The organism is Hyphomicrobium sp. GJ21 (assembly GCF_001006785.1).
In the GTDB taxonomy this organism is placed as follows: domain Bacteria; phylum Pseudomonadota; class Alphaproteobacteria; order Rhizobiales; family Hyphomicrobiaceae; genus Hyphomicrobium_B.
This window is the reverse complement of the sequence record NZ_CDHO01000003.1, coordinates 1,012,662-1,035,333: the sequence shown is the minus strand read 5'-3', so window position 1 is coordinate 1,035,333 and position 22,672 is coordinate 1,012,662. Positions and strand designations below refer to the sequence as shown.

Here is a 22,672-nt window from a genome sequence, read left to right as displayed (position 1 = left end):
CACAACGGACGCGCGGAAACGTCACCGGCTTTATGTGAAGGATTTGACGAGCGCGCCGACGAGCAAGCTCCAGCCGTCGACTAGAACGAAGAACAATATCTTAAGTGGTAGCGACACCACTGTGGGCGGCATCATCATCATGCCCATCGCGGTCATGATCGTTGCCACCACAAGATCTATGACCAGAAACGGCAGCGTCACCAGAAAACCGATTTCGAAGCCGCGGCGAAGCTCCGAGACCATGAACGCTGGAATGAGGACGCGAAGGTCGTCGGGGCCGGCTTTGTTCGCCTCGCCGAAGCGCTCCGCCGACAGGTCCTGGAAAATCGCGATGTCCTTCTCGCGGACGTTCGCCTTCATGAAGGCGCGGAACGGCTCGGTCGTCCGTGTGTAGCCCTCTTCCTGGCTGATCTTGTTCTCGACCATCGGCTTGACGCCGTTGTCCCAGGCCGCCTGGAACGTGGGCGCCATGACGAACATGGTCATGAACAGCGCAAGGCTGACGAGAATCATATTGCTCGGTGTCGTCTGAAGCCCAAGGCCCGAGCGGAGGAATGACAGCGCGATCACGAACCGCGCGAACGACGTCACCATCATCAGGAGACCGGGGGCGACCGACAGTACGGTCATCACGACCAGCAACTGGACGATACGTCCCGAGACCGATGCGTCGCCTGCCGGGAACAGCGTGTTGAGGTCGATCGTCTGGGCGAACGCCATCGTCGGCGTCAGAGCCGAGAGAGCGAGCGCCAGCAGGAACAGTCGCTTGCTCATTCGATCACGAACCCGCCGATCAACAATCCCAGGATCGCGCCACGACCACGAATCTTCGCGCGATCTTCAAGTTGCTCGCGCAAGTTCTGCAGGCCCCTGACGCCCTGAATGTCCGCGACCGTCAGCCCCTTGAGGTAGGCGATAATATCCTCGCGAACCTCGTTCTTCAGCACACTGCCGTCTGATGTGCCATGCACGGCGACAATCGAAACGTCCAGGCGGACTCGCGCCTTCGGTTCACCACTCAAGTCAACAATGATCGAAGGGATCGAGATTTCCAGCGCATCGCTCGGAAACCGTCCGGCCGAAGGCGCTTCCGGCGCGACGCTCGCAGGTTTTGCTTCTTCGACAGGCGCCGGTGCAGGGCCGACCGGAACAGCGAAATATCCAAATGCGCCGCCGCCCGCGACCCCAAGAATAACCGCCGCGATCATGGATTTGACGAGGTCCGCCGTGCTCGGCGCGGCGCTCGGAGCAGGTCCATTGCTTGGTATGAGCGCCTGCGCCATGCCGATCCGGTCCTAGAACGGCGCTATGATGTCGAGGATCTGCTGGCCGTAAGCAGGCTGCTGAACCTCCATCACGCGACCGCGGCCACCGTAGGACACACGCGCCTCGGCGATCTTGTCGTAGGAAATCTGATTGTCCGTCGAGATATCGCGCGGCCGGATGATGCCCGCGACGCTCAAGACGCGAACCTCAAAGTTGACGCGGACTTCCTGCGTGCCGCTGATGACCAGATTGCCGTTGGGCAGAACTTCGCTGACGACAGCGGCGACGAGCAGGTTGATATTTTCCGACCGCGTGATGCCGCCCTTTGAATCCGTCGACGTCGTGCGATCGAGATTGCCGTTCAGGCTGCCGGAACCGGAACCGCCGGCGCCGCCGAAACCAAGATCATAGTCGAGCGAGGACGTGAGGCCGACGCTCGAATCGCGTTTGCGGTTGAGCGTGTTGCCGAGCGTCGCCTGATCCTTGATCTGGACTTTGACAGTGACGACGTCGCCGTTCTTGAAGGCGCGCGCATCACGGAAAAGATCGGCACCGGAATCGCGCCACGTCGAATTGCCGGAGGTATACGCGGCCTTCGTCACAGGAAGCTGAACATGCGGCAGGCGTTCCGGCAGCAAGCCGCTTCCAACCGGAGACATGACCGGCTCGCGGCTGACTTCTTTCAGCTGGTCTAATGCGCAGGCCGGCAGCAAAAGCGCCAGGCACGTCGCCCAAAGTGCGCTCGGTCTTGGCCTATTTATGCTGCGCATCGGCCATCGACTCCAGCTTCGCCGCGACCTCGCTCGCGCCGGCAATGATTCCCGTAATGCGTGAGGCTTTCGCCGTGTCCATTTCCGCCAAAATGAGGCTGCTGACCTTGGGGGAAAGCTTGGCGATGATCGCCGCGGTAGTCAGCTCATTCATCTCGGTCAGCTGATGCGCCGCCGCGTCCGGCTTCATCTTGCTGTAGATGTCGAGGAGCGCTGTGGTCGCTTTCGCCGTGAAATCTTCACGTTTTTTGACCCAACTTTTCAGCTCCGCCGTCTTGGCGTCGAGAAGGGCGACGCGACCGGCAAGCTCCTTGCTGGCCTTTTCCAGATTGCTGGTCTGCTGCGCGATCTGCGCGGCGGCTGTCGCATCGACGACGCTCGAGCAGTATTGCTCCGCTGGGCTCAACTGCTGCGGCGTGACCGGCGGCAACGGCAGCGAGTCAGCCGCCTGCCTGTCCTTGTCACCTTTGGAGTCTTCCGAAGCAGTGACGGGGGCCGCGCAAAAAAGTACGAGCACAAAAACCGACACGACGGCACGACACCACGCGACGCGCGATAAGCTGGACCGATGATGCTCAGACGTCGTCATTGCACCACCAGCTCCGCCTGCAACGCGCCCGACGTTTTCATCGCCTGGAGAATCGCAATGATGCCGATGGGCTTCAGACCCATGCGGTTGAGCGCCGAGACGAGTTCTCGCAGGCTCGCGCCACGCACGGTTTCGATACTGCCACCGGCTTCGTGGACGTCCACCTCGGTGTCGGGAACCGTCACCGTCTCCCCGTTCGAGAACGGGAGCGGTTGCGAAACCCTTGGCTGCTCCTTCACGCGCACGGTGATGTTGCCGTGCGCCACAGCGACGGTCGAAATGCGCACTTCGCTGCCGATGACGATCGTGCCCGTTCTTTCATCAATGACGACGCGCGCCGTCTGATCGGGATCGACGGTGATCTCGCCGATTTCCGCGAACAGACGCGTCGCAGACAGACCGCGAGGGCGGCTGAGCGTGATGCTTTGGAAATCTTCTGCCCTCGCGACTTTCATGCCGTAGCGCTGGCCTGCGAAGGAATTGATCGCATCCTGAATGCGGATCGCGGTCGTGAAATCCGGATTGCGCAATTCAAGAACCAGCGGCATTCCCTCGACAGGCATTCCCGGAGCGTTCTGTTCGACGATGGCGCCGTTCGGGATGCGTCCGCGGGTCGGAATGCCCGATGTGATACTTTCGGCGGCGCCCTTCGCAAGATAGCCGGAGATCGTGATCTGACCTTGTGCCGCGGCGTAGATCACCTGATCGGCACCCGAAAGCGACGTCAAAATCAGAGATCCGCCCGCAAGCGATTTTGCGTCGCCCATCGACGACACCGTGACGTCGAAGCGCGAGCCTTTGCTCGCAAACGCCGGTAGCTCGGCCGTGACCATCACGGCGGCGACGTTGCGCGTGCGCGGCTCATATTGCGAGCCACGAATATTGACGCCCATTCGGTCGAGCATCGCTTGCACGGATTGCTGCGTGAAGGGCGAGTTGCGGAGCGTGTCGCCTGTGCCGTTCAATCCGACAACGAGGCCGTAACCAACGAGCTGGTTGGTGCGAATGCCTTTGACGTCGGTGATGTCCTTGATACGCGTCGCGGCAGCGGCCGAGCCCGCGCCGAGAATGAACAGCAGCAATGCGACGCAAATTCTCATTGCTCGTCGACCGCCAGCGTTTGATCCGCCTGCACACGTGCCTTGAACATCACGCCGGTGGCGGGATTGCGCACTGAAATGATGTCACCGACCGCGCCGGCTTTTTGCGCGATGCCTTCGCCCACGATCGAGAGCGATTCCGAATTGTAAATGACCTTGTACGGCTTGCCTTGCAGAACGGCGTCCTGCTCGCGCACGGCGGAGCGGGGCACATACTCGTTTCGCAGCAGCGTGCGTCGCGCCATCTTGCCGATCAGGTCTTTCGGATTTTCGCCGAAGACGGCCATATTGCCGGAGCTGACGCGGACTTGGCGTTGGACGAGCGCATCGGCCGTGATCATGTCGCCGGGATAGATGACGTTGTTCGGCACGAAAACCGTGCGCAGGGCATCGTCGGCGAATGCCGCGCCAGCGAACCCCATCATGATAACTGTGCCGAGCGCGAGAGATTTCATCATGGCATGTTCTTGGTGATGGTGCTGAACATGTCGTCGGCGGCGCTGATGACTTTCGAGTTCATCTCATAAGCGCGCTGCGCCGCTATCAGCTCGGTGATTTCCTTCACCGGATCGACGTTCGAGCTTTCGAGATAACCCTGGTGGATTTTCGCAAATCCGGAATCGCCAGGATTGCCGATCACGGCGGCGCCCGACGCCTGGTTTTCACGGAACAGGTTGCCGCCGAGGGCATCGAGACCCGCCTCGTTGGCGAAGTTGGCGATGCTCAACTGACCGAGAAGCTGTTGCTGCCCCGTCGCGCCGATGATCGCGTACACTTGTCCGGACGCATTGATCTGAACGTCCGTTGCGGTGGACGGAATCGTGATGTTGGGAATGACGACGTTGCCGTCGAGCGTCACGAGCTGGCCGTTCGCATCCTTATTGAACGCACCGTCGCGAGTATAAAGAATTTCGTTGTTTTCGCCCTGAACCTGAAAATAGCCCCTGCCATCGAGCGCCAAGTCGAGCTTGTTGCTGGTCGGCGACAACGCGCCCTGCATCGAAAGGTGACGGATCGCGACGGTGCGCACGCCGAGGCCGATCTGGTTGCCTTCGGGGATCATCGTATCATCGTCGCGCGCCATGGTGCCGGCGGCGCGATCGGTCTGATAAAGCAGATCGGTGAACTCGGCACGCGCCCGCTTGAAACCCGTCGTGTTGATGTTCGCGACGTTGTTGGCGATCACTTCGACGTTCGTCTGCTGTGCCGACATGCCGGTTGCGGCAATTGAAAGCGCTCTCATCGATTACGTCCTCAAATCTGCATTCGGCTGATTTCCTGGTACGCGCCCACGACTTTGTCGCGAACCGCCACCACCGTTTGAAGCGTCTGCTCGGCCATCATGACGGCCTGCACGACCTGCTGCAGCGAGGCCTGGCCTTTCATGCCGGCCGTTGCCGTCGTCTCGCCGGCCTTGATCGTCGAAATCGCGTCAGTCGCCATTGACGCAAGCGTGTCGGCGAAACTGGTCTGGGGCGCCGAACCGGCGGATGCGGGCGGGGTGATCGCCGGCGCGGTCGTCGGCGCAGTGCCGCCGATGCGATTGATCTCAGGTGACAGCATCGCAATCGATAAGCTCATGTCGACCTCATAAGATCGATGGTCATGGAAACGAGTTCGCGAACCTGTTTGATGACCTGTGTGTTCGCGGTGTACGAGCGCGAGGCTTCGCGCATGTCGGCGAGCTCAACCATCATGTTGACGTTCGGCATCTTGACCATGCCATTGCTGTCGGCGGCGGCATTGCCGGGCATGTATTGTGTTTCGAACGGCGTTTCATCGCGCGAGATCTGGTCGACCTGAACGAGGTCGGCTCCCGCGTTTTCGTCCATCACGCTCTGAAAGCTGATCGTTTTGCGCTGATACGGATCGGCGCCGGGCGTCTTGCCGGTGGTCGATGCGTTCGCGATGTTTTCCGAGACGACCCGCATGCGCGCCGACTGCGCGAAGAGCCCGGAGGCCGCGGATCTCGTCGATGCGATGAGAGGATCGCTCATCTTCAGCCCTTCGTAACCGAGCGCAGCATGCCGGAGAAGGTCCGCATGATCTGCGTGTTCATGCTATAGCCGCGCATCACCTCGCCCGATTTCAGGAATTCCTGCTCCAGGCTGACGTCGTTGCCGGATACGAGAACCTCGGCCTGGTTTGGATCGTTGTCGCGGGCCTGAACGAGGCCATCGCCCGCGGGCGCGAAGTGATCGGGATTCGTAACCGCCATCGGGACGGCTTTACGCATCGCATCCTCGAAGCTTTCGACGTCGCGCGCTTTGTATCCCGGCGTATTGGCGTTCGCGACGTTCTGGGAAATCACCGACTGGCGCTGTGCTAGCCACTCGTTTTGGCGAAACGCCAGGTCAAAGAGTTGCAGCGGCTGCATTGGGCGATCCTCGATATGGCTCTACCCTTGTTTGCATGCGCCAGCTTGCGTCGGCCTGAACAGATGCCGGCGGACGTGCGCCGCGGCACACGCCGTTGGCTGACATTTCAGTTCAGACGGGCTTCGCCGAGCGCTTCGTGCAGGCGCGTGGTGTTCTGGTCAGGCGCCAGCGATTCGCCATCGAATGAGATGTAGGTAATCTCGACGCCAGCTTCTTCCGCTTCGAGCATCAAACGGAAATAGACATGGATGGCCTGATGATGGAATTCCATGTCGAATGAAACGCGCGGCTCGTCACCCCAGTCGAGATAGACGTCGCCCGAATGGCCGAATTTCAGTGTTTCGGGTTTGAAAGACAGCTCGATCGAGGCCTGCACCAGCGCGCTGACGCAGCCGATCTGGCCGGATTTCAGGAACGTGACGATGTCGGGCAGGTCGATCATCCGCAAATCGGCGGCGACGCTGCGAACGCTATCGCCCAGAATTCGCTCACGTTCGAAAGAGTGATCGACGCGAACCTTTTGTATCATCGACGGGCGCCCTTCAGGTGCGGACAGGGTTCTGGCGATTTCGCCGTGCCTGCAGGCGGATCAGGATTTCCGCGATGGCACGGTAGAACTCGGCAGGGATCATTTGATCCACCTCTACTTTTGCATAGAGGGACCTTGCGAGAGCCTTGTCTTCGATGACCGGAATTGCATTTTCTTCTGCGATCCGGCGGATTTTCAGCGCGATCAGGTCTTGTCCCTTGGCGACGACGCGCGGCGCGCCGCCTTCGGAGCGCACATAACGCAACGCGACGGCGAAGTGGGTCGGGTTGGCGACCACGATGGTCGCCTTCGACACGCCTTTCAACATGCGCTGACGCGAGCGGGCTTTGGCGATGGAGCGGCGCCGCGCCTTCATCAGCGGATCGCCTTCCATCTGCTTCTGCTCGTCCTTGATTTCCTGCCGCGCCATGCGCAACGAGCGCCGCCACAGCACATGCGCGACGGGCAGGTCGAAAATCAGGAGCGTGAACGACAGGAGCGCAAGGGAGATCAGAAGCGCGACGACGCTTTTCTGCGACAGCGTCAGAATGGCGGACGGATCGTTCCAGATCGAATTCGTGAAGTCGTGCCACATATACATCAGGATCGCGACGCTGGTGACGACGACGACGACGAGCCGGAGCGACAGCTTCAGGAACTCGAAAAGCCCGGAAAGACTGAATATCCGCTTCAGGCCCTTGGCCGGCGACAGGCGCGAGATGTCGGGAATGACGCGTTTTGCAATCGGAATGGGCGGATTTTGCGCCACGGATGCAATCACGCCCGCGGCGCCGAATGCCAGAATGATCGGCGCGGTGACGACAGCCGCCGCTTTGCCGACGACATCGAACAGCAGCATCACATCGCCGCCGTTTCCGAGGCGAATCGAGCCGGCGTTCGCGAGCAGTCCGACGAGCAGGCTGCCGAGATGACTTGCGAAGGTTTGTCCGAGGACGGCGATCACGAGCAGCGCCGCCATCAGATACAGGAAGTTCGGGACTTCGCGCGAGGACGGCACGTTGCCATCGTTGCGCGCGTCCAGAAGCTTTTTATCGGTCGCTTCCTCTGTCCGGCTTTGTTGATCTTGTTCGGACACGGGAAGATCCTGTCGCTACCGCGTTAGGCGGCTTCTTGAGACGGAACTTCGATGTTGCCTTCCGCCGAGAGGCGCAGAACAGAATCGACGATTGCGCGACGCGCTTCCGCAACGTCGCGCGCGGCCACGTTGGCAGGGCCTTGCAATTCCGCTTCGGCCATGCGGCGCGCACGCGGCGACAGCGCGGCCAGGACTTTGTTCTGAAGCTCAGAGTCCGCGCCTTGCAGCGCAATCACAGTCCGCTCAACCGGAATGCCGTCCATCAGCACCGTCATGGCGCGCGCGGGCAGCATGATGAGATCTTCGAATTTGAAGAGCATCTTGCGGATGGCTTCGGCGTCTTTCGGCTTGATCGACGTCAGATATTGCAGGATGGCGGCCGACTCATCCTTGTCCATGTTGTTCAGAATGCCGGCCATGGTCAGATGCTTGTCCGAAGAGCGGCGATCGTTGTCGAACAGCTCCGCGTGCAGCGACGTCTCAAGGGCTTCGATAACCTGCGGCGCGACCTGTCCCAGCCCGAGAATGCGATTCATCAAATCGTTGCGCTCGGCGGGCGAAAAACTTTTTAGAATGCCGGAGGCGCGCTCACTACCGAGGCGATCCAGATAATAGGCCGCGACCTGCGGGGACTGCGCCTTCATGTAGCCATGCAGGATATCGTCGGGAAGTCCCGCAAATCGCGCCCAGATATCCTGATGCGTTACGAATGAGTCGGCATCGAGCGACGATTTGTTTTCGGTGATGACATCCGTCACGAGCCGCTTGACGTCTTCGGGGCGTCCGACGAAAGGCGTTCCGAGGCCAAGCTGGCTTTCGAATTCCTCGACAATCTTTTCCAATTCCGAAGCCGAGATCGTCGGCATCACCTCGGTCGAGCGAACGATGATGTTCAGCTCTTCCGGGTTGAATTTTTTGAGGAGGCCGCTTGCCCGCTCCTTGCCGAGCGCGAGCAGCAGTACGCCGACTTTCTCCGCGCCCGTCAGCGGACGAGAAGGATTGTGCGAATCGGGTCCGGCGTCTCGCGGCATCATGCGTTTTGCCTACTTGCCCGGGCTGATCTTGCCGACTTGCGTCAGCACGACGCCGAAGCGCGATGATGCTTCATTGAGGATGACGACTTCGCCGCGCGCAATCAGATGCCCGTTGACGAGAATATCGACCGGATCGCCGACCATCTTGTCGAGCTTGACGACCGAACCCTTGGCGAGCTTCGCGAGTGTCGCGACGGGCATCTTCGCCGAGCCGAGCACGACCTTCATCATCACGGGCAGGCCCGCGATCATGGCGCTATTGTCGACTTCGATGTGCGGTTCTTCCATGCCGCCAGCCTCCGAGCCGGCAGGCATGATGTCCGGGAAACCCACTGAGCTTTCGCCGTCGCCAAAACCGGTCGCGCCCATGCCGGCAAAGGGCTGATCGAAGTCTTGCACGGCAGGCTCGCCCCCATGCTCCGTTTCGTCCATGTCGCTCGCCGCCATTGCCTTGTGCCTTCGATTCGCTAGTCGCCCAATTCGCGATAATTACCGCTCAACCCTGCCGCAGCCTTGTGTCATGTGCACATCTAGAGGCCGTAGAATTCATCGATCGTCTCTTTGTTTTGATCGAAATCGTCTTCGATCCGTAACGTCAGCGTGCCGTCGCGCTTGCCCAATTCACACCAGAACAGCGGGATTTCATCCGCGTCGAGGCGGACGCGCGCCAAGGACGTACTCGTCAGCTCGACGACGGACCCAACGGCAAAGCGCTGGACTTCGCCAAGCGAGATCGGCCGTTCTTCAAGAATGCCGTTGAGCCCGATGAAGGCCCGCGCGATCTCTTCCGAGAGTTGCTTAGACCACGATGTGTCGTCATATGCCCGCGCCGACGGCGGTGCGGCGCCGGCTGCTTCTCCCGCGGAAGCGGCGGCCAGCAAATCGCGGACAGGCTCGATCGCGGCTTGCGGAATGACGATGGTCAAAATTCCGGTTTGGCCGAAATATTCGATCGCAAGGCGCACCGAGATGACGGGCGACGATGTGCTGAGTTGTGGCTCGAGTTCGATCTTATCGACGACATCGCCAAGGTCGAGCTGAACGTCGACGAGCAGCGAAAACGCGTGTGTCAGGGCGCGCGCGACGCGCTTGAACATCACGCGGAGGATGTTGGCGTCGGTCTTCGTCAGATTGCGTTCGGCGAGGCCTCCAGCCGGAAGACCTTCACATCCCAGCGCCGATTCGACGAAAAGCACGGTGAGCGTCGGATCGGAAATGAAATACAGCCAGTTCCGCCAGCGCTCGGCGCGAACAACGCCGGCATAGGTGTTGGGCGGCAGATTGCAGCTTTCTCCGATGGTCGACGCCGAAATATCGAGCAGCCGCGCCTTCAGAGGCGACGACGCAACGCTGCCGAGTTCCTCGACCATGATGCGCGGCAACTGACCGAAGATCGTTTGCAACCCCGGCAGCCGATCCGGCCGGTTTTGCCCAGCCGACAGGGCGCGCTCCAGCGACTTGTGCGCGGCTATCAGCTCGGCGGGAGCATCGACCGTCACGGGCATCCCCGTCCGGTTGAACGAGCGCAGTCACGCTGAGCCGGCAGCGATGGCTTCGAGCTCGGAAGGGCGCTGCGCGACATCATCAGGCTGCCTTCTTGCTCTCGGCTGCCCGCGCACCGCCGCTGATCGTTGCCGCTTCGACTTCGTTGATCGTCGGCCGCTCGTAAGCGGAAATGGCTTTGCGTCCGTGCTCGATCGCAACTTGGGGCATGGCGCCGTTCATGAACGCCAGCAGCGATTGCTTGACGATGACGTACGAGCGCAGCCGCTTTTCGCGCACAATCTTGACCTTCGTCGCGAGGGGGCCGACGACCGCATAAGAGAAGAAGATGCCGGCAAACGTGCCGACGAGGGCCGATGCGATGAGGTGGCCCAGAATCTCCGGCGACTGGTCGATCGCGCCCATCGCCTTCACAACACCCAGCACGGCGGCGATGATGCCGAGAGCCGGAAGGCCGTCGCCGACCGCGACAAGCGCATGATAGGCCTTGAGCTTGTCGTGGCGCGCCGTCTCGATCTCTTCGTCCATCAACGATTCGATCTCGTGGGTGCGGGCATTGCCCATGATGATCAAGCGGAAATAGTCGCAGATGAATGTCGTCAGCTCGTCATTGGCGGTGACGCTCGGCGAGCGCTTGAAGACTTCCGAATCCTGTGGCGCGTCGATGATCATTTCCATCTCGGCCCGGGACTTGTCGCGCAGCTCGCGCATCATGAAAAAGAGCAGCGACAGCAGCTCGATGTGCTCTCCCATCGTCGGCACGTCGTTGCGGAACGCCTGAGTGGTGGCTTTGCCGCAATCTTTGATTGTTTTCATAGGATTTGCGACGACGAACGTGCCGAGCGCGGCGCCACAGATGATGACGTATTCCCAGGGCTGCCAGATGACCATGACGTGCCCGCCCATGGCCGTGAAGCCACCCAACATGCAAGCCAGGGTGATGAATAGGCCGATCAGGATTGTCACGCGGGCACCCTCAAGAGCTTCGTTCGGATATCCCATAAGGGGCGCTTCGCCTTGCGCGGGACTTACCCGGCCGCCTGAGCGGCGTTAGGGCTCACATCGGCGTCAGGCCCCCACAAGCTCGCATCCCTAAATTCGGTGGGCCGAACTCTCGAAGTCCGAACAGCGCCCGCGAGACCAACGAGCCATGCAATCGAACATTTACGTCGGGCTTTCCGCGCAACTCGCGCTGCAGCGCCGGCTCGATACCGTCGCCAACAACGTCGCGAACGCCGGGACGGCCGGATTTCGGGCCGAACAAATGTCGTTCGAAGAGGTGCTCTCGAAATCCGGGCAGACGGCCGTCAGCTTCGTTTCCCAGGGCCGGACCCATCTTTCGAACGAAGGCGGCGAGCTTACTCAGACCGACAATCCCCTGGACATCGCGGTCCGGGGCGATGCCTGGCTTGCGATACAGACGCCGACCGGCCCGGCCTATACGCGCGACGGCCGCATGCAGATGCGCGCCGACGGCATTCTGACCAACCTGTCGGGCGATCCGTTCCTCGACGCGGGCGGTTCGCCGGTGCAGCTCGATCCTGACGGGGGGCGCATCACGATCAACAAGGCCGGTACGATCGTGCAGGACGGCAACAATCTCGGCGCCTTCGGACTTTATCGCATGCCGCAGGGCGCAAATCTGACGCGCGGCCACGGCGCATCCGTCATCACCGATCAGGCCGCAGTGCCGGAGATCGACTTTTTGCGAACGGGCGTCGTCCAGGGATACGTCGAGAAATCGAACGTCAATCCCATCCTCGAAATGACGCATCTGACGACGCTGCAGCGAAGCTTCGACGCCGTCAGCAACGTACTGCGCGAAACGGAATCCTCGTTGCAGGATTCACTGAAGACGATCGCGGGCTCGTAATGACCCATAGGCTCCGCCCGTGACAGCAGCAGCTTCGGCGTCCGCGTTCGACCGGCTCGACGCCATGCTGGCACTCGCGGCGGCGCGCCGGCCGGCGCATCGGGTTTCGGGTCGGGTCGCGCGCATCAGCCCGACGTACATCGTCGTGACCGGGCTGTCGAAATTCGTCTCTATCGGCGATGCGGTCTCGATCGCGGGCATTGGCGGATCGGTGCTGGCCGAGGTCGCGAGCATCGAAGCGCAGGTCATCAACGTCACCCCGTTCATCGCCGATCACAGGATCGAGCTTGGCGCATCCGTCACGGCACTGTCGGGCCAGCTGACGTTGTCGCCACACGAGTCGTGGCTTGGGCGGACGCTGAATGCGCTCGGGCATCCCATCGATGATCAGGGGCCGCTCATCGCGGGCGATCGCGCCGTTCCGATTCAAGGCAGCCCGCCGGCCGCGATGCGCCGGAGCCGCCTCGGCGAACAATTAAAGACCGGCGTCAAGGCGATCGACCTCTTCACGCCGATCTGCGCGGGTCAGCGCATCGGCATCTTCGCCGGCTCGGGCGTCGGCAAATCGACGTTGCTCGCCATGCTCAGCCGCGCCCCTTCGAGCGACGTGACGGTTCTCGCGCTCGTCGGCGAACGTAGTCGCGAAGTTCGCGATTTTCTCGACGATACGCTCAGCGCCTCGCGCGATCGCGTCGTGTCCGTTGTCGCGACTTCGGACGAGAGCCCGATGATGCGCCGCCTGGCGCCCGCCGCCGCGATGTGCATTGCGGAGTATTATCGCGATCAGGGCAAGAACGTCCTGCTGATCATCGACTCGCTGACGCGCTATGCGCACGCCATGCGCGAACTGGCGCTCGCGTCCGATGAACCGCCCGTCGCGCGTGGCTATCCGCCGAGCGTCTTCAGCGCGCTGCCACGACTTCTGGAGCGCGCCGGAACCGGCGAAGAGGGCGCGGGCACGATCACGGCCATTCTTTCAGTGCTCGTCGACGGCGACGATCACAACGATCCGATTGCGGACGCGGCACGCGGAATTCTCGATGGGCACATCGTGCTGGAGCGGAGCATCGCAAGCCAGGGGCGATTGCCGGCTGTCGATCCGCTGGCGTCGCTATCGCGGCTAGCGCCGAAAATTCGAACGAAACAGCAATCGCAATTCACGACACAGCTGATCGAGAGCATTTCCCGTTTCGAAGATACGCGCGATCTCCGCGCCATCGGTGGCTACCGGCCCGGCAGCGACCTGACGCTCGACCGGGCGCTCGAAACCGTGCCGCGCGTCTACGATGCGCTGAAGCAGGATCTCAACGAAACGCCCGTCGAGGATGTTTTTGCGTTTCTCGCTCAAACCCTGTCGAACCCGCGCGCGAATGCTCCGCCATCGCGGTAAAGATCGCGACGCAGGCAGACTTTGAGGTGGACCACGGATGGCGAACACTCCAGAGGCCGTTGGCCGGCTGCTCGCCAACAGCGCCTTGATGAACGGTGAGCGCGAGCTTCTGCGCCGGCGAGACGGTCCGGCAGCAGAAACGTCGCCAACGGCTGCGCAACCGAAAGCGCCTCCGATCGACACGGAAAACAAAGCCGTTACTGCGGTTCTGCTGACACTCCTCGACGAGCAACTGCATGCTGCGGAGAGCGCTGCCGCTCCCCAGTCGAAATCGCAAAGCCCGGCTGACGGCGACACCTCGGCTTCCAAGCTCGCCGCGACCCGGTATGCCACGGATGGGTTCGTTCGCAGCGACGACGCAGGCTTGCCGGAGCCGAAGGCAAGCACCGATCAAGTGCGCATGCAGGCGATGCCCTACGTGGTCTCGGCGGATCTGCAAGCGTTCGTGCAGCGGCAAGCAGCATCCGCCGCCGAACGATCTCGCGCGGCGCAAGAAAATTTAGGCGCTTTCGGCGGCGCCGCGTCCCTATTGGCGTTGGTCAGCCGCGTTTCGCCGTTAGGCTTCGCGGTCATCGCCGCCGTGTTGTTCTGGCTGGTTGCAATGATTGTGCAATGGGCTGGGGGCTAGCGGTCTGCTTGCCGCAATCAGACGGCCTGCGGCTCGGTCCGAGGCTCAGCGCGCTGATCGTCGGCCTCACGCGTCGGCTGACTTTTTCCGATGTGGGCGAGCAGCGCCAGCAACGCGGGATCGCTACCCAAATCGGCGAAGGCGCGATCCGGCGACGAGCGCGGTTCCGAACTGCTGTCGGCGAGACGAACGACGCTTCTCGGATGCGACGCTGCCGTCTGCGGCGCGACAGGGCTTTCGATCTCCGTCGGCGGAGCCGAGTTCGGCTGCTGCGCCATCGCGACGACCGACGTCGATTGCGATTGCGATTGCGCCGCTAACGCTCCTGAACCGAACCAGGCAACTTCCTGCAGACGACGCTGAACGAGGCCGTCGACGGCTTCGCCGCCGGCCTTGTGATATTGCAGGAAAAGCGAGCGCGCCTTGTTCATGTCGCCGTTCGAGACCGCCTCACCGAGGCCGCTCTGGCTCCAGGCCGTTCCGGCGTTGTAGGTCAGCGACGTCAGAGCCGCGCGGCTGCCGTCATCCAGGCCCGGCGCGAACCGATCGACGAAATCGGCGGCTTTCTCGATCTCTCCGGCGAAGCGGCGATCGGCTTCCGCCTTGTCGATGACTTCGCCCGCGTAACGCGCGCGCGTACCATAGCCGTTCGAGTTCTGCGCGTAGTCCCAGCGGGCTTCGGCGGAAAAACCTTCGAATTTTTTAATGGCGTCGAGATAGCTCTGGTCCAGCATGCGCCATGCTTGCCATGCGGACCTTGCAGCAAACTGGTCTGCTTGACGACCCGGCGCGGCCGGGTCAGCGGCGGGCGCGGGCCACGTCTCTCAAAACGTCGGCCTCGAGTTGCACCTCATCCAGACGGTGCTTGAGAACGTCACCGATACTGATGAGGCCGACGACGATGCCGTTCACGACGACGGGCAAATGCCGGATGCGGCGCTGCGTCATGACGTTGGCGACGATCGCAACGCTGTCTTCGGGAGCACAGGTCACGACCGAGCGCGTCATGAGGTCGGATACCCGCATTTCCGGCAAGCCGGTGCCGAAATCATCGATGGCGCGAGCAAGATCGCGCTCCGAAACGATGCCCAGCAGACGCCTTTCGGCATCGAGCACGAGCATGGCGCCGACGGATTCTTTTCTGAAACTGTGCGCCAGTGTCCGCAGGGTTGCGTTCGGCTCGATCGTTTTCACGGCCGAGCCCTTGGTCTTCAAAATATCGGATACACGCATCTGATCAGTCCAATCGAGATCAGCCAGTCCTTCGCAATTGCCGGCGTGCAGTCGTTGCAGCGCCGACAACAGGGCAGCTTTATTTTCAGAGTTCAGAAGATCCAAGCGGTGCCGGTCGGGGCCAGCAATGAGATCCGGGAGATTTTCGACAACCACGCTTCCGGCGCCGAACGCCGGTGTTTCCTTGCAGAATGCGCTGCGGGTCGTGATGACCGGGAACCCCGCCGCGCGCGCGGCTTCGCGGCCGATGCGGCCAGCCTCGATGACGATGCAATGGCCGGGGCCGGTTTCGAGGAGCGCCAGCGTATCGCGATAAAGGCGTTCGCAATCGCCGCTGTAACGGGCCTCGTCGGCGACGACGTGATGGAAGACTTCGCGGCCGCGCTGACCCAAAACCGTTTCAAGAAGCCGATCCGTATCGCGGCGCGACAGTGTGGAGACGAGAACGGGATGGAGTCCTTCGGAGCGCGCGGTGACGAGCAGCTCACGAATTCCAGGCCGCGGTTCGATCCGGCTATCGGCCAGCATTTCGCTGAAGATCTTGCACGCACGCCGGTGCATCGCCTGGATCAGCAGAGTGAAGTCTTCAGTCTCGGGCCGGCCGCGCAGAAGCGAGCGGACGTAATGCGCCATGCGCGCTTCGCTGCCGCCAAGCTTCGTCGTCAGCGCGAAGCCTTCGCGGTCACATGACCATTGATAATCGGATTCCGAGAAGGCTTTCGCGAACGCTCGCCAGCGAACGTCCTCAGTTTCCGCGAGGGCGCCATCTGCCCGAATGATAATGACCTGAAGAGTCATCTGCTGCCGTTCACAACCCAAGGCCTTACCGACTTAAGTACACCTGGCGGCATCCCCCGCCAACGCGACGTAAAGTCTGTAAACAAGGCGCAAATCGTGCGTGACGAACGCGGCGGTCGCGGGCCAATCGACGCGGACGGCGACGCTGCAATGCACACATGCCGGAGCGGTGCGAAACTTTTTTTCCTGATTCAGTCCGCTCGTCAGCGAAGCTCGTCGCGGAGCCACGGCATCGTTTCGCGCAAGCCCGCAAGCACCGAGCGTTCCAACGCCGCCTTGCAAGCGCGGGTCAGTTCGCGCGGTAGCGTACCAAGTTCCTGTCGCCGGCTGACCAATGTCAAGGTCCGCCGGAGGCTTGGACCGGGCAGCGGCGCGGTGCGGATGCGATTGCCGTCGAACGCCGTTTCGGCGACGCAGACCGGCGTCGAAATCGCGAAGCCCTTGCCGCGCGCCACCATATCCGTCACGCCAAACGGCGTATCGAATTCGAGCCCATGCGGAAAATCGATATTCAGCCGGCGGAGATGACGCTCGATGTCGATGCCCGTTCTCGACCTTGCGCTGTAGCGCAGGAACGGCAGCCTGTCCGCTGCCTCGGCAAGATCGGCAATCGAACGCGGCACTTTCGTCTTTTCTGGAAAGACTAAAATGTAGGGCTCGTTCAGCAGCTCGAAGCGATCCAGGCCTTCGATGTCGCTCATGTCGTCGACGCCGATGAAAAGATCGAGATTGCGGGTCAACAGCGAGCCCGCATGCGATGCCGTCAATCCGGACTGGATCGACACCTGCTCGGCGTGCTCGGCAAGGAACGACGCGACAGGTCCGGTCAACGCGCGCGACAAGCTATCGACAAGTCCGGCGCGAATGAGCGCGAGCCTGCCGCGCGCCGTTTGCCGGATCGCCGTCGTGATCTGACGCGCTTCCGACAACAGCCCTGATGCGCGCTGGCGCATGATCTCGCCGGCCGGCGTCAACGCGATCGGACGCACGCTGCGATCGAAGAGCTTAACGCGCGTTCTCGTTTCGAGATCGGCGATGGCCTGCGAGATCGCGGGCTGCGTGAGAGAGAGTTTTTTGGCAGCGGCCGCCATTGAACGTGCTTCGCATACGGCCAGAAAAGCTTCGAGCGCGTGCAGGTCGAACGGGAGCCGGTTTTGGCGAGCTGTCATGGCCTTCACATAATAAGAATGACTTATATTAAGGTCAATTCCCTGCTGATGTACAAGGCATGCCGTTGGTATTACGACGTTCCCATGCCATCCGCGACAGGGACTTGAAGAACAGCCATGGCGTCTAATCGCTATTCCATATTTCCAGTTCTGCTTGAAGCTTTCCGGGGTCAAACCGGATGGCGTCCGGCCTGGCGCAAAGCCACTCCGAAGCCTGCCTACGACGTCGTTCTCGTCGGTGCCGGCGGACATGGCCTTGCAACCGCCTACTACCTCGCAAAACGCTACGGCATCAAAAACATTGCCGTCGTCGAGAAAGGCTGGGTCGGCTCGGGCAACATCGGTCGTAACACGACGATCGTTCGCTCGAACTACCTGCTGCCCGGCAACGTGCCGTTCTACGAAACGAGCATGAAGCTGTGGGAAGGTCTCGAGCAGGACATCAATTACAACGCGATGGTTTCGCAGCGCGGCATCCTCAATCTCTATCACTCGGATGGCCAGCGCGACTCCTATGCGCGTCGCGGCAACTCCATGCGGATGCACGGCGTCGATGCCGAACTCCTCGACGACGAGGGCGTTCGCGCGATGTACCCGTGGTTGAACTTCAACGACGCGCGCTTCCCGATCAAGGGCGGCCTGCTGCAGAAGCGCGGCGGCACGGTTCGCCATGACGCCGTCGCCTGGGGTTATGCGCGCGCTGCCGACCAGCTCGGCGTCGACATCATCGAAAACACGGAAGTTACCGGCTTTCGTGTCGACAACGGCCGCATCAGCGGCGTCGAGACGACCAGCGGCTTCATCGCGGCGAAAAAAGTCGGCCTTGCCTGCGCGGGCAATTCCTCGCGCGTCGCGGCGCTCGCCGGCCTCAATCTCCCGATCGAAAGCCATGTGCTGCAGGCGTTCGTGTCGGAAGGCATCAAGCCGTTCATCGACGGCGTCGTCACCTTCGGCGCGGGTCACTTCTATATCAGCCAGTCCGACAAGGGCGGTCTCGTGTTCGGTGGCGATCTCGACGGTTACAATTCCTACGCGCAGCGCGGTAACCTGCCAGTCGTCGAAGACGTCATCGAAGGCGGCATGGCACTGATGCCGCGTATCGGCCGGGTCCGGCTGCTCCGTTCGTGGGGCGGCATCATGGACATGAGCATGGACGGTTCGCCGATCATCGATCAGACGCCGATCAACGGCCTCTATATCAATGCCGGCTGGTGCTACGGCGGTTTCAAGGCAACGCCTGCCTCGGGTCTCTGCTTCGCGCATCTCATCGCGAAGAACGAGCCGCACGAGGTTGCGCGCAGCTATCGCCTCGATCGGTTCCGCACCGGACACATGATCGACGAAAAAGGCATGGGCAACCAACCCAATCTGCACTGAAGGCTAAAAAACCATGCGCATTCGATGCCCGCATTGCGGCGAACGAGCCCTCGACGAATTCACGTATCTTGGCGACGCGAGCGTGACGCGGCCTGATCCGGCCTCCCCGGACGCGGCCAACGAATTCTACGCCTACGCCTACGAGCGCCGGAACATTGCCGGCCCAACGCAAGAGCTTTGGTATCACCAAGCGGGATGCCACGCCTGGCTGGTCGTGACGCGCGATACGCGCAGCCATGAAATTTCCGACGTGAAACTTGCTGAAGACGTCGCGTCGAAGCGCATCAAACCGACGGCAGGTGCAGCATGAGCGGTAATCAGGCCTTCCGGCTTTCGAAGGGCGGCATCGTCGACCGTTCGAAGCTGTTGAGATTTTCTTTCGACGGCATGGAGTTCGACGGCTACGCGGGAGATACGCTGACGTCGGCGCTTCTCGCGAATGGCGTTCATCTCGTCGGCCGTTCGTTCAAGTATCACCGCCCACGCGGCATCCTGTCGGCCGGATCGGAAGATCCGAACGCGCTTGTCGAGCTGCGCTCCGGCGCGCGCCGCGAGCCCAACACCAAAGCGACGACGATCGAACTCTATGACGGGCTCGAGGCGACCAGCCAGAACCGCTTCCCGTCGCTGCGGCTCGACCTGATGGCCGTCAATGGTCTGCTGTCGCCAGTTTTCTCGGCGGGCTTCTACTACAAGACGTTCATGTGGCCGGCGTCGTTCTGGGAAAAGCTGTACGAGCCGATGATCCGCCGCGCTGCCGGTCTCGGCCGCGCCGCGATGGAAGACGATCCCGATACCTACGACAAGGCCAACGCGTTCTGTGACGTTCTCGTTGTGGGCGCCGGCCCTGCCGGTCTCATGGCGGCGCTGGCTGCGGGCCGCTCCGGCGCGCGTGTCATCCTCGCCGATGAGAGCTTCACGCTCGGCGGACGTCTTCTCGCCGAGAACCGCACGGTCGATGGCAAGAGTTCGGCCGACTGGGCGAAGAGCGCCGTGGCAGAGCTTTCGGCGCTGCCGAATGTCCGCCTTCTTCCGAGAACGACCGTGTTCGGCGCTTATGACGGCGGCACCTTCGGCGCGGTGGAGCGCGTATCCGATCATCTGCTGAAGCCGGCCGAAGGTCAGCCGCGGCAGAGGCTCTGGCGTATCGTCGCGAAGCAGGTCGTCGCCGCACAGGGTTCGACGGAACGGCCGATCGTGTTCGGCAACAACGATCGCCCGGGCGTCATGCTCGCAAGCGCTGCACGGACGTATATCAACCGTCACGGCGTTGCTCCAGGCAGCATCGCGGTCGTCTTCTCGAGCAACGACGACGGCGCTTCGACCATCAACGATCTCACGGCGGCAGGCATCACGGTCGCGGCTCTCGTCGACGCACGTCCGGCGCTGCCGCAGGCGATCAAGTCGCGTGCTGATGCGCTCGGCATTCGCGTCTTCTCCGGCGGCGTCGTCAGCGATGCGATCGGACGCTCGCGGGTCAAGGGCGCGCGTATCGTCGACGCTTCGGGCGGCGTTCATTCGATTTCGTGCGACCTGCTCGTCGTCTCGGGCGGCTTCAGCCCGAACGTCCAGATCACGACGCATCTTGGCGGCCGTTCGCAATGGCGTGACGACATCGCCGCGTTCGTGCCCGGAACGATGCCGAAGAATCTCGCAGCCGCAGGCGCGGCGAACGGGTCCTTCTCGCTGGCATCGTGCCTGGCCGAAGGCGCACGGACCGGAAGCGCGGCAGCCGCCAGCGCCGGATTCGATGCGAAGCCGATCGCCGTTCCGTCGTCCGACGACGAGCCGAGCAGCGTCGCTGCGTTCTGGCATGTCGAGGGCGCGAAGCACAAAGCCTTCGTCGATTTCCAGAACGACGTCACGGCAGCGGACGTCGCCCTCGCCGAACGCGAAGGCTATCGCTCCGTCGAACATCTCAAGCGCTACACTACGCTTGGCATGGCGACCGATCAGGGCCGCACCTCGGGCGTCAACGGCATGGCGATCATGGCGCGGCTGACGGGCAAGTCCATCCCGGAGACGGGAATCACGACTGCGCGTCCGCCGTACACGCCGGTCTCGCTCGGCGCGCTTGCTGGCGAACATCGCGGCAAGCACTTCAAGCCGTTCCGCCTCACCCCGTCGCACAACTGGGCGAAGTCGCAGAATGCTGTTTTCGTCGAAGCGGGATTGTGGCTCCGGTCGCTTTACTTCCCGAAGCCTTTTGAAAAGGACTCGCTGACGTCGGTCATCCGCGAAGTCAACGGCGTGCGCAACGGCGTCGGTTTCTGCGATGTGTCGACGCTCGGCAAGGTCGAAGTGCACGGCGCCGATGCCGGCAAGTTCCTCGACCGCGTCTACATCAACATGATGAGCACGTTGCAGGTCGGCAAAGCGCGTTACGGCGCGATGCTGCGCGAAGACGGCATCATGATGGATGACGGCACGGCTGCGCGTTTCGCGGAGGATCGCTACTTCGTCACGACGACGACGGTCAACGCGATCAAGGTCGTGCAGCATCTCGAGCTGTGCAAGCAGTGGCATTGGCCGGACCTCGACGTGCAGATCATTCCGTCGACGGACCAGTGGGCGCAATACTCGGTCGCAGGTCCGCGGGCGCGCGAACTCATCTCGCGCATCGTCGACAAGCCGTACGACGTTTCGAACGAAGGTCTTCCGTACATGGGCGTCGCCGAAATCACGGCGCTCGGCGGACTGAAGGCCCGGATTTACCGGCTGTCGTTCTCGGGCGAGCTTGCTTACGAGATCGCGGTTCCGGCGCGGCATGGCGATTTGCTTGCCCGCTCGCTGATGGAAAAGGGCGCCGACCTCGGCGTTACCCCGTACGGTACGGAAGCGCTTGGCGTCATGCGTATCGAGAAGGGTCACGTCGGCGGACCGGAAATCAACGGCATGACGACGGCGGCCGATGTCGGCCTCGGAAAAATGGCGTCGAAGAAGAAAGACTATATCGGCCGGACCCTGTCGGAACGCTCAGGTCTGACCGATGCCGACCGTCCGCGTCTCATCGGCTTCCGGCCGGTGGATCGTGCAGAACGGTTGCGAGCCGGCGCGCACTTCGTCAACCGCAATGCGGAGCCGACGGCCGCCAATGATCAAGGCTACCTGACTTCGGTCGCCTACTCGCCGTCGAACGGCCACTGGATCGGTCTTGGCTTCTTAAAGAACGCCGAGTCCCGCATGGGCGAAATCGTCCGCGCATACGATCCGGTTCGCGGCGGCGATATCCTGGTCGAAGTCGTGTCACCCATATTCGTCGATAGCGAAGGAGCGAGACTCCGTGTCTGATCCTCACAACGAAGCGGCTTTGAAGCGCAACGGCATCAAGATTACGAAGCGCGAAGACGTCGCCATGACGCACGTTGCCCTCCGGCGCGGTGCGCAATCTGAACTGGAAAAGCGCGCTGGTGCTTTGTTCGGCGCCGCCCTTCCACCGACGGCACGCGCCGTCGAAGGTGCGGGCAAGCTCGTCGTCTGGGCCGGGCCGGAACAGTGGCTTGTCGTCGAGCCCAAGTCTGGCGGTAAAGATCCGAGCGTCGAGTTGGCGGAAGCCCTCAAAGGCGTCGCCTCCATCGTCGATGTCGGTGACAGTCGGGTTCTTTTCCGGGTCGAAGGTCAAAAAGCGACCGAGATCCTTGCCCCCGGCATGGCGATCGATTTCCACGATCAGGTGTTCAAGCCCGGAGATGTCGCGATTACGCACGCATCTCACCTCGGCGTCATCGTTTGGCGGCTTCCCGACGGAAAAGGCTACGAATTTGCCTGCGCGAGGACTTACGCCGTTGCGTTTTCCGAATGGCTTTATGAGACCTGCGGGAAATTAATACCGGCCTGATTTGACCGATTCCAACCTGCATAGACCACCCGCGACAAAGGCCGGGTAGAATTCTTTTCCGAGACGTGCCAACTTGCGCCCCGCCGTTAGACCAGCACCGC

At 61.9% G+C, this 22,672-nt stretch carries 26 protein-coding genes; 7 read left to right on the top strand and 19 right to left on the bottom strand.

Features of this window, described 5'->3' with window-relative positions; genetic code table 11:
- Positions 1-30 precede the first annotated feature (30 nt).
- The 16 genes from fliP to motA form a co-directional block, all read right to left on the bottom strand.
- Positions 31-774: a flagellar type III secretion system pore protein FliP gene (fliP, locus tag HYPGJ_RS13175; protein WP_046847554.1), complete on the bottom strand. Its 744-nt coding sequence runs from the start codon at positions 772-774 to the stop codon at positions 31-33.
- On the bottom strand, positions 771-1,283 hold the full coding sequence (locus HYPGJ_RS13170) for a flagellar basal body-associated FliL family protein (protein WP_046847553.1): 513 nt from the start codon (positions 1,281-1,283) through the stop codon (positions 771-773). The genes fliP and HYPGJ_RS13170 overlap by 4 nt, the downstream gene beginning before the upstream one ends.
- Before the next feature lie 12 nt (positions 1,284-1,295).
- Positions 1,296-2,036, bottom strand: coding sequence for a flagellar basal body L-ring protein FlgH (gene flgH / locus HYPGJ_RS13165; RefSeq protein ID WP_046847552.1), 741 nt, complete (start codon positions 2,034-2,036; stop codon positions 1,296-1,298).
- Positions 2,020-2,625: a MotE family protein gene (locus HYPGJ_RS13160; protein ID WP_046847551.1), complete on the bottom strand. Its 606-nt coding sequence runs from the start codon at positions 2,623-2,625 to the stop codon at positions 2,020-2,022. Before HYPGJ_RS13160 ends, flgH begins: the two co-directional genes overlap by 17 nt.
- Positions 2,622-3,725: a flagellar basal body P-ring protein FlgI gene (locus tag HYPGJ_RS13155; RefSeq protein WP_046847550.1), complete on the bottom strand. Its 1,104-nt coding sequence runs from the start codon at positions 3,723-3,725 to the stop codon at positions 2,622-2,624. Before HYPGJ_RS13155 ends, HYPGJ_RS13160 begins: the two co-directional genes overlap by 4 nt.
- Positions 3,722-4,183: a flagellar basal body P-ring formation chaperone FlgA gene (gene flgA / locus HYPGJ_RS13150; RefSeq protein ID WP_046847549.1), complete on the bottom strand. Its 462-nt coding sequence runs from the start codon at positions 4,181-4,183 to the stop codon at positions 3,722-3,724. Before flgA ends, HYPGJ_RS13155 begins: the two co-directional genes overlap by 4 nt.
- Positions 4,180-4,968, bottom strand: a complete 789-nt coding sequence (gene flgG, locus HYPGJ_RS13145; RefSeq protein ID WP_046847548.1) for a flagellar basal-body rod protein FlgG — start codon at positions 4,966-4,968, stop codon at positions 4,180-4,182. Before flgG ends, flgA begins: the two co-directional genes overlap by 4 nt.
- Before the next feature lie 11 nt (positions 4,969-4,979).
- Positions 4,980-5,306 carry a flagellar hook-basal body complex protein FliE gene (locus HYPGJ_RS13140; RefSeq protein WP_046847547.1) on the bottom strand — a complete coding sequence of 109 codons (327 nt, stop codon included), beginning with the start codon at positions 5,304-5,306 and terminating at the stop codon, positions 4,980-4,982.
- A complete protein-coding gene (gene flgC, locus HYPGJ_RS13135; RefSeq protein ID WP_046847546.1) occupies positions 5,303-5,722 on the bottom strand; it encodes a flagellar basal body rod protein FlgC in 420 nt (139 codons plus the stop codon). The genes HYPGJ_RS13140 and flgC overlap by 4 nt, the downstream gene beginning before the upstream one ends.
- 2 nt (positions 5,723-5,724) lie before the next feature.
- Positions 5,725-6,102, bottom strand: a complete 378-nt coding sequence (locus tag HYPGJ_RS13130; RefSeq protein ID WP_046847545.1) for a flagellar basal body protein — start codon at positions 6,100-6,102, stop codon at positions 5,725-5,727.
- Between the two features lie 107 nt (positions 6,103-6,209).
- The gene (locus HYPGJ_RS13125; protein WP_046847544.1) at positions 6,210-6,632 is read right to left on the bottom strand and encodes a hypothetical protein; all 423 of its coding nucleotides are present in this window, start codon (positions 6,630-6,632) and stop codon (positions 6,210-6,212) included.
- Between the two features lie 13 nt (positions 6,633-6,645).
- On the bottom strand, positions 6,646-7,728 hold the full coding sequence (locus tag HYPGJ_RS13120; protein WP_046847543.1) for a flagellar type III secretion system protein FlhB: 1,083 nt from the start codon (positions 7,726-7,728) through the stop codon (positions 6,646-6,648).
- A gap of 23 nt (positions 7,729-7,751) precedes the next feature.
- On the bottom strand, positions 7,752-8,762 hold the full coding sequence (locus HYPGJ_RS13115; RefSeq protein WP_046847542.1) for a FliG C-terminal domain-containing protein: 1,011 nt from the start codon (positions 8,760-8,762) through the stop codon (positions 7,752-7,754).
- Between the two features lie 9 nt (positions 8,763-8,771).
- Positions 8,772-9,194 carry a FliM/FliN family flagellar motor switch protein gene (locus HYPGJ_RS13110; protein WP_101536156.1) on the bottom strand — a complete coding sequence of 141 codons (423 nt, stop codon included), beginning with the start codon at positions 9,192-9,194 and terminating at the stop codon, positions 8,772-8,774.
- A gap of 98 nt (positions 9,195-9,292) precedes the next feature.
- On the bottom strand, positions 9,293-10,267 hold the full coding sequence (locus tag HYPGJ_RS13105; RefSeq protein ID WP_244466128.1) for a FliM/FliN family flagellar motor switch protein: 975 nt from the start codon (positions 10,265-10,267) through the stop codon (positions 9,293-9,295).
- Positions 10,268-10,346: 79 nt separating this feature from the next.
- Complete coding sequence (motA, locus tag HYPGJ_RS13100; protein ID WP_046848398.1) at positions 10,347-11,231, bottom strand: flagellar motor stator protein MotA; 885 nt, start codon at positions 11,229-11,231, stop codon at positions 10,347-10,349.
- Positions 11,232-11,415: 184 nt separating this feature from the next.
- Here motA and flgF point away from each other — a divergent pair, with 184 nt between their 5' ends.
- From flgF to HYPGJ_RS13085, 3 genes are read left to right on the top strand one after another with little or no spacing between them, the layout of a single operon-like run.
- Positions 11,416-12,138: a flagellar basal-body rod protein FlgF gene (gene flgF / locus HYPGJ_RS13095; RefSeq protein WP_046847541.1), complete on the top strand. Its 723-nt coding sequence runs from the start codon at positions 11,416-11,418 to the stop codon at positions 12,136-12,138.
- Between the two features lie 19 nt (positions 12,139-12,157).
- Positions 12,158-13,528, top strand: coding sequence for a FliI/YscN family ATPase (locus tag HYPGJ_RS13090; RefSeq protein WP_083984124.1), 1,371 nt, complete (start codon positions 12,158-12,160; stop codon positions 13,526-13,528).
- 37 nt (positions 13,529-13,565) lie between these two features.
- Positions 13,566-14,156: a hypothetical protein gene (locus HYPGJ_RS13085; RefSeq protein WP_046847540.1), complete on the top strand. Its 591-nt coding sequence runs from the start codon at positions 13,566-13,568 to the stop codon at positions 14,154-14,156.
- A gap of 17 nt (positions 14,157-14,173) precedes the next feature.
- On the opposite strand, the gene HYPGJ_RS13080 is transcribed toward HYPGJ_RS13085, so the two are convergent.
- From HYPGJ_RS13080 to HYPGJ_RS13070, 3 genes are all read right to left on the bottom strand, one after another.
- Positions 14,174-14,890, bottom strand: a complete 717-nt coding sequence (locus HYPGJ_RS13080) for a glycoside hydrolase family protein (RefSeq protein WP_046847539.1) — start codon at positions 14,888-14,890, stop codon at positions 14,174-14,176.
- Between the two features lie 64 nt (positions 14,891-14,954).
- The gene (locus HYPGJ_RS18845; RefSeq protein ID WP_052750903.1) at positions 14,955-16,187 is read right to left on the bottom strand and encodes a CBS domain-containing protein; all 1,233 of its coding nucleotides are present in this window, start codon (positions 16,185-16,187) and stop codon (positions 14,955-14,957) included.
- Between the two features lie 203 nt (positions 16,188-16,390).
- The gene (locus tag HYPGJ_RS13070) at positions 16,391-17,356 is read right to left on the bottom strand and encodes a LysR family transcriptional regulator (RefSeq protein ID WP_046847538.1); all 966 of its coding nucleotides are present in this window, start codon (positions 17,354-17,356) and stop codon (positions 16,391-16,393) included.
- A gap of 117 nt (positions 17,357-17,473) precedes the next feature.
- On the opposite strand from HYPGJ_RS13070, the gene HYPGJ_RS13065 reads away from it, so the two are divergent.
- The 4 genes from HYPGJ_RS13065 to HYPGJ_RS13050 are packed head-to-tail and all read left to right on the top strand — an operon-like array spanning position 17,474 to position 22,571.
- The gene (locus HYPGJ_RS13065) at positions 17,474-18,733 is read left to right on the top strand and encodes a sarcosine oxidase subunit beta family protein (RefSeq protein ID WP_046847537.1); all 1,260 of its coding nucleotides are present in this window, start codon (positions 17,474-17,476) and stop codon (positions 18,731-18,733) included.
- A gap of 13 nt (positions 18,734-18,746) precedes the next feature.
- Positions 18,747-19,043, top strand: coding sequence for a sarcosine oxidase subunit delta (locus tag HYPGJ_RS13060; RefSeq protein ID WP_046847536.1), 297 nt, complete (start codon positions 18,747-18,749; stop codon positions 19,041-19,043).
- Positions 19,040-22,024 carry a sarcosine oxidase subunit alpha family protein gene (locus HYPGJ_RS13055; RefSeq protein WP_046847535.1) on the top strand — a complete coding sequence of 995 codons (2,985 nt, stop codon included), beginning with the start codon at positions 19,040-19,042 and terminating at the stop codon, positions 22,022-22,024. The genes HYPGJ_RS13060 and HYPGJ_RS13055 overlap by 4 nt, the downstream gene beginning before the upstream one ends.
- On the top strand, positions 22,017-22,571 hold the full coding sequence (locus tag HYPGJ_RS13050; RefSeq protein WP_046847534.1) for a sarcosine oxidase subunit gamma: 555 nt from the start codon (positions 22,017-22,019) through the stop codon (positions 22,569-22,571). The genes HYPGJ_RS13055 and HYPGJ_RS13050 overlap by 8 nt, the downstream gene beginning before the upstream one ends.
- The last annotated feature ends 101 nt before the right edge of the window (positions 22,572-22,672 follow it).

What these genes read in the sequence shown, in the direction of transcription:
- fliP (WP_046847554.1), bottom strand. Translation starts at nt 774, where the DNA reads ATGAGCAAGCGACTGTTCCTGCTGGCGCTCGCTCTCTCGGCTCTGACG.
- HYPGJ_RS13170 (WP_046847553.1), bottom strand. Translation starts at nt 1,283, where the DNA reads ATGGCGCAGGCGCTCATACCAAGCAATGGACCTGCTCCGAGCGCCGCG.
- flgH (WP_046847552.1), bottom strand. Translation starts at nt 2,036, where the DNA reads ATGCGCAGCATAAATAGGCCAAGACCGAGCGCACTTTGGGCGACGTGC.
- HYPGJ_RS13160 (WP_046847551.1), bottom strand. Translation starts at nt 2,625, where the DNA reads ATGACGACGTCTGAGCATCATCGGTCCAGCTTATCGCGCGTCGCGTGG.
- HYPGJ_RS13155 (WP_046847550.1), bottom strand. Translation starts at nt 3,725, where the DNA reads ATGAGAATTTGCGTCGCATTGCTGCTGTTCATTCTCGGCGCGGGCTCG.
- flgA (WP_046847549.1), bottom strand. Translation starts at nt 4,183, where the DNA reads ATGATGAAATCTCTCGCGCTCGGCACAGTTATCATGATGGGGTTCGCT.
- flgG (WP_046847548.1), bottom strand. Translation starts at nt 4,968, where the DNA reads ATGAGAGCGCTTTCAATTGCCGCAACCGGCATGTCGGCACAGCAGACG.
- HYPGJ_RS13140 (WP_046847547.1), bottom strand. Translation starts at nt 5,306, where the DNA reads ATGAGCTTATCGATTGCGATGCTGTCACCTGAGATCAATCGCATCGGC.
- flgC (WP_046847546.1), bottom strand. Translation starts at nt 5,722, where the DNA reads ATGAGCGATCCTCTCATCGCATCGACGAGATCCGCGGCCTCCGGGCTC.
- HYPGJ_RS13130 (WP_046847545.1), bottom strand. Translation starts at nt 6,102, where the DNA reads ATGCAGCCGCTGCAACTCTTTGACCTGGCGTTTCGCCAAAACGAGTGG.
- HYPGJ_RS13125 (WP_046847544.1), bottom strand. Translation starts at nt 6,632, where the DNA reads ATGATACAAAAGGTTCGCGTCGATCACTCTTTCGAACGTGAGCGAATT.
- HYPGJ_RS13115 (WP_046847542.1), bottom strand. Translation starts at nt 8,762, where the DNA reads ATGATGCCGCGAGACGCCGGACCCGATTCGCACAATCCTTCTCGTCCG.
- HYPGJ_RS13110 (WP_101536156.1), bottom strand. Translation starts at nt 9,194, where the DNA reads ATGGACGAAACGGAGCATGGGGGCGAGCCTGCCGTGCAAGACTTCGAT.
- HYPGJ_RS13105 (WP_244466128.1), bottom strand. Translation starts at nt 10,267, where the DNA reads ATGCCCGTGACGGTCGATGCTCCCGCCGAGCTGATAGCCGCGCACAAG.
- flgF (WP_046847541.1), top strand. Translation starts at nt 11,416, where the DNA reads ATGCAATCGAACATTTACGTCGGGCTTTCCGCGCAACTCGCGCTGCAG.
- HYPGJ_RS13085 (WP_046847540.1), top strand. Translation starts at nt 13,566, where the DNA reads ATGGCGAACACTCCAGAGGCCGTTGGCCGGCTGCTCGCCAACAGCGCC.
- HYPGJ_RS13080 (WP_046847539.1), bottom strand. Translation starts at nt 14,890, where the DNA reads ATGCTGGACCAGAGCTATCTCGACGCCATTAAAAAATTCGAAGGTTTT.
- HYPGJ_RS18845 (WP_052750903.1), bottom strand. Translation starts at nt 16,187, where the DNA reads ATGACTCTTCAGGTCATTATCATTCGGGCAGATGGCGCCCTCGCGGAA.
- HYPGJ_RS13070 (WP_046847538.1), bottom strand. Translation starts at nt 17,356, where the DNA reads ATGACAGCTCGCCAAAACCGGCTCCCGTTCGACCTGCACGCGCTCGAA.
- HYPGJ_RS13065 (WP_046847537.1), top strand. Translation starts at nt 17,474, where the DNA reads ATGGCGTCTAATCGCTATTCCATATTTCCAGTTCTGCTTGAAGCTTTC.
- HYPGJ_RS13060 (WP_046847536.1), top strand. Translation starts at nt 18,747, where the DNA reads ATGCGCATTCGATGCCCGCATTGCGGCGAACGAGCCCTCGACGAATTC.
- HYPGJ_RS13055 (WP_046847535.1), top strand. Translation starts at nt 19,040, where the DNA reads ATGAGCGGTAATCAGGCCTTCCGGCTTTCGAAGGGCGGCATCGTCGAC.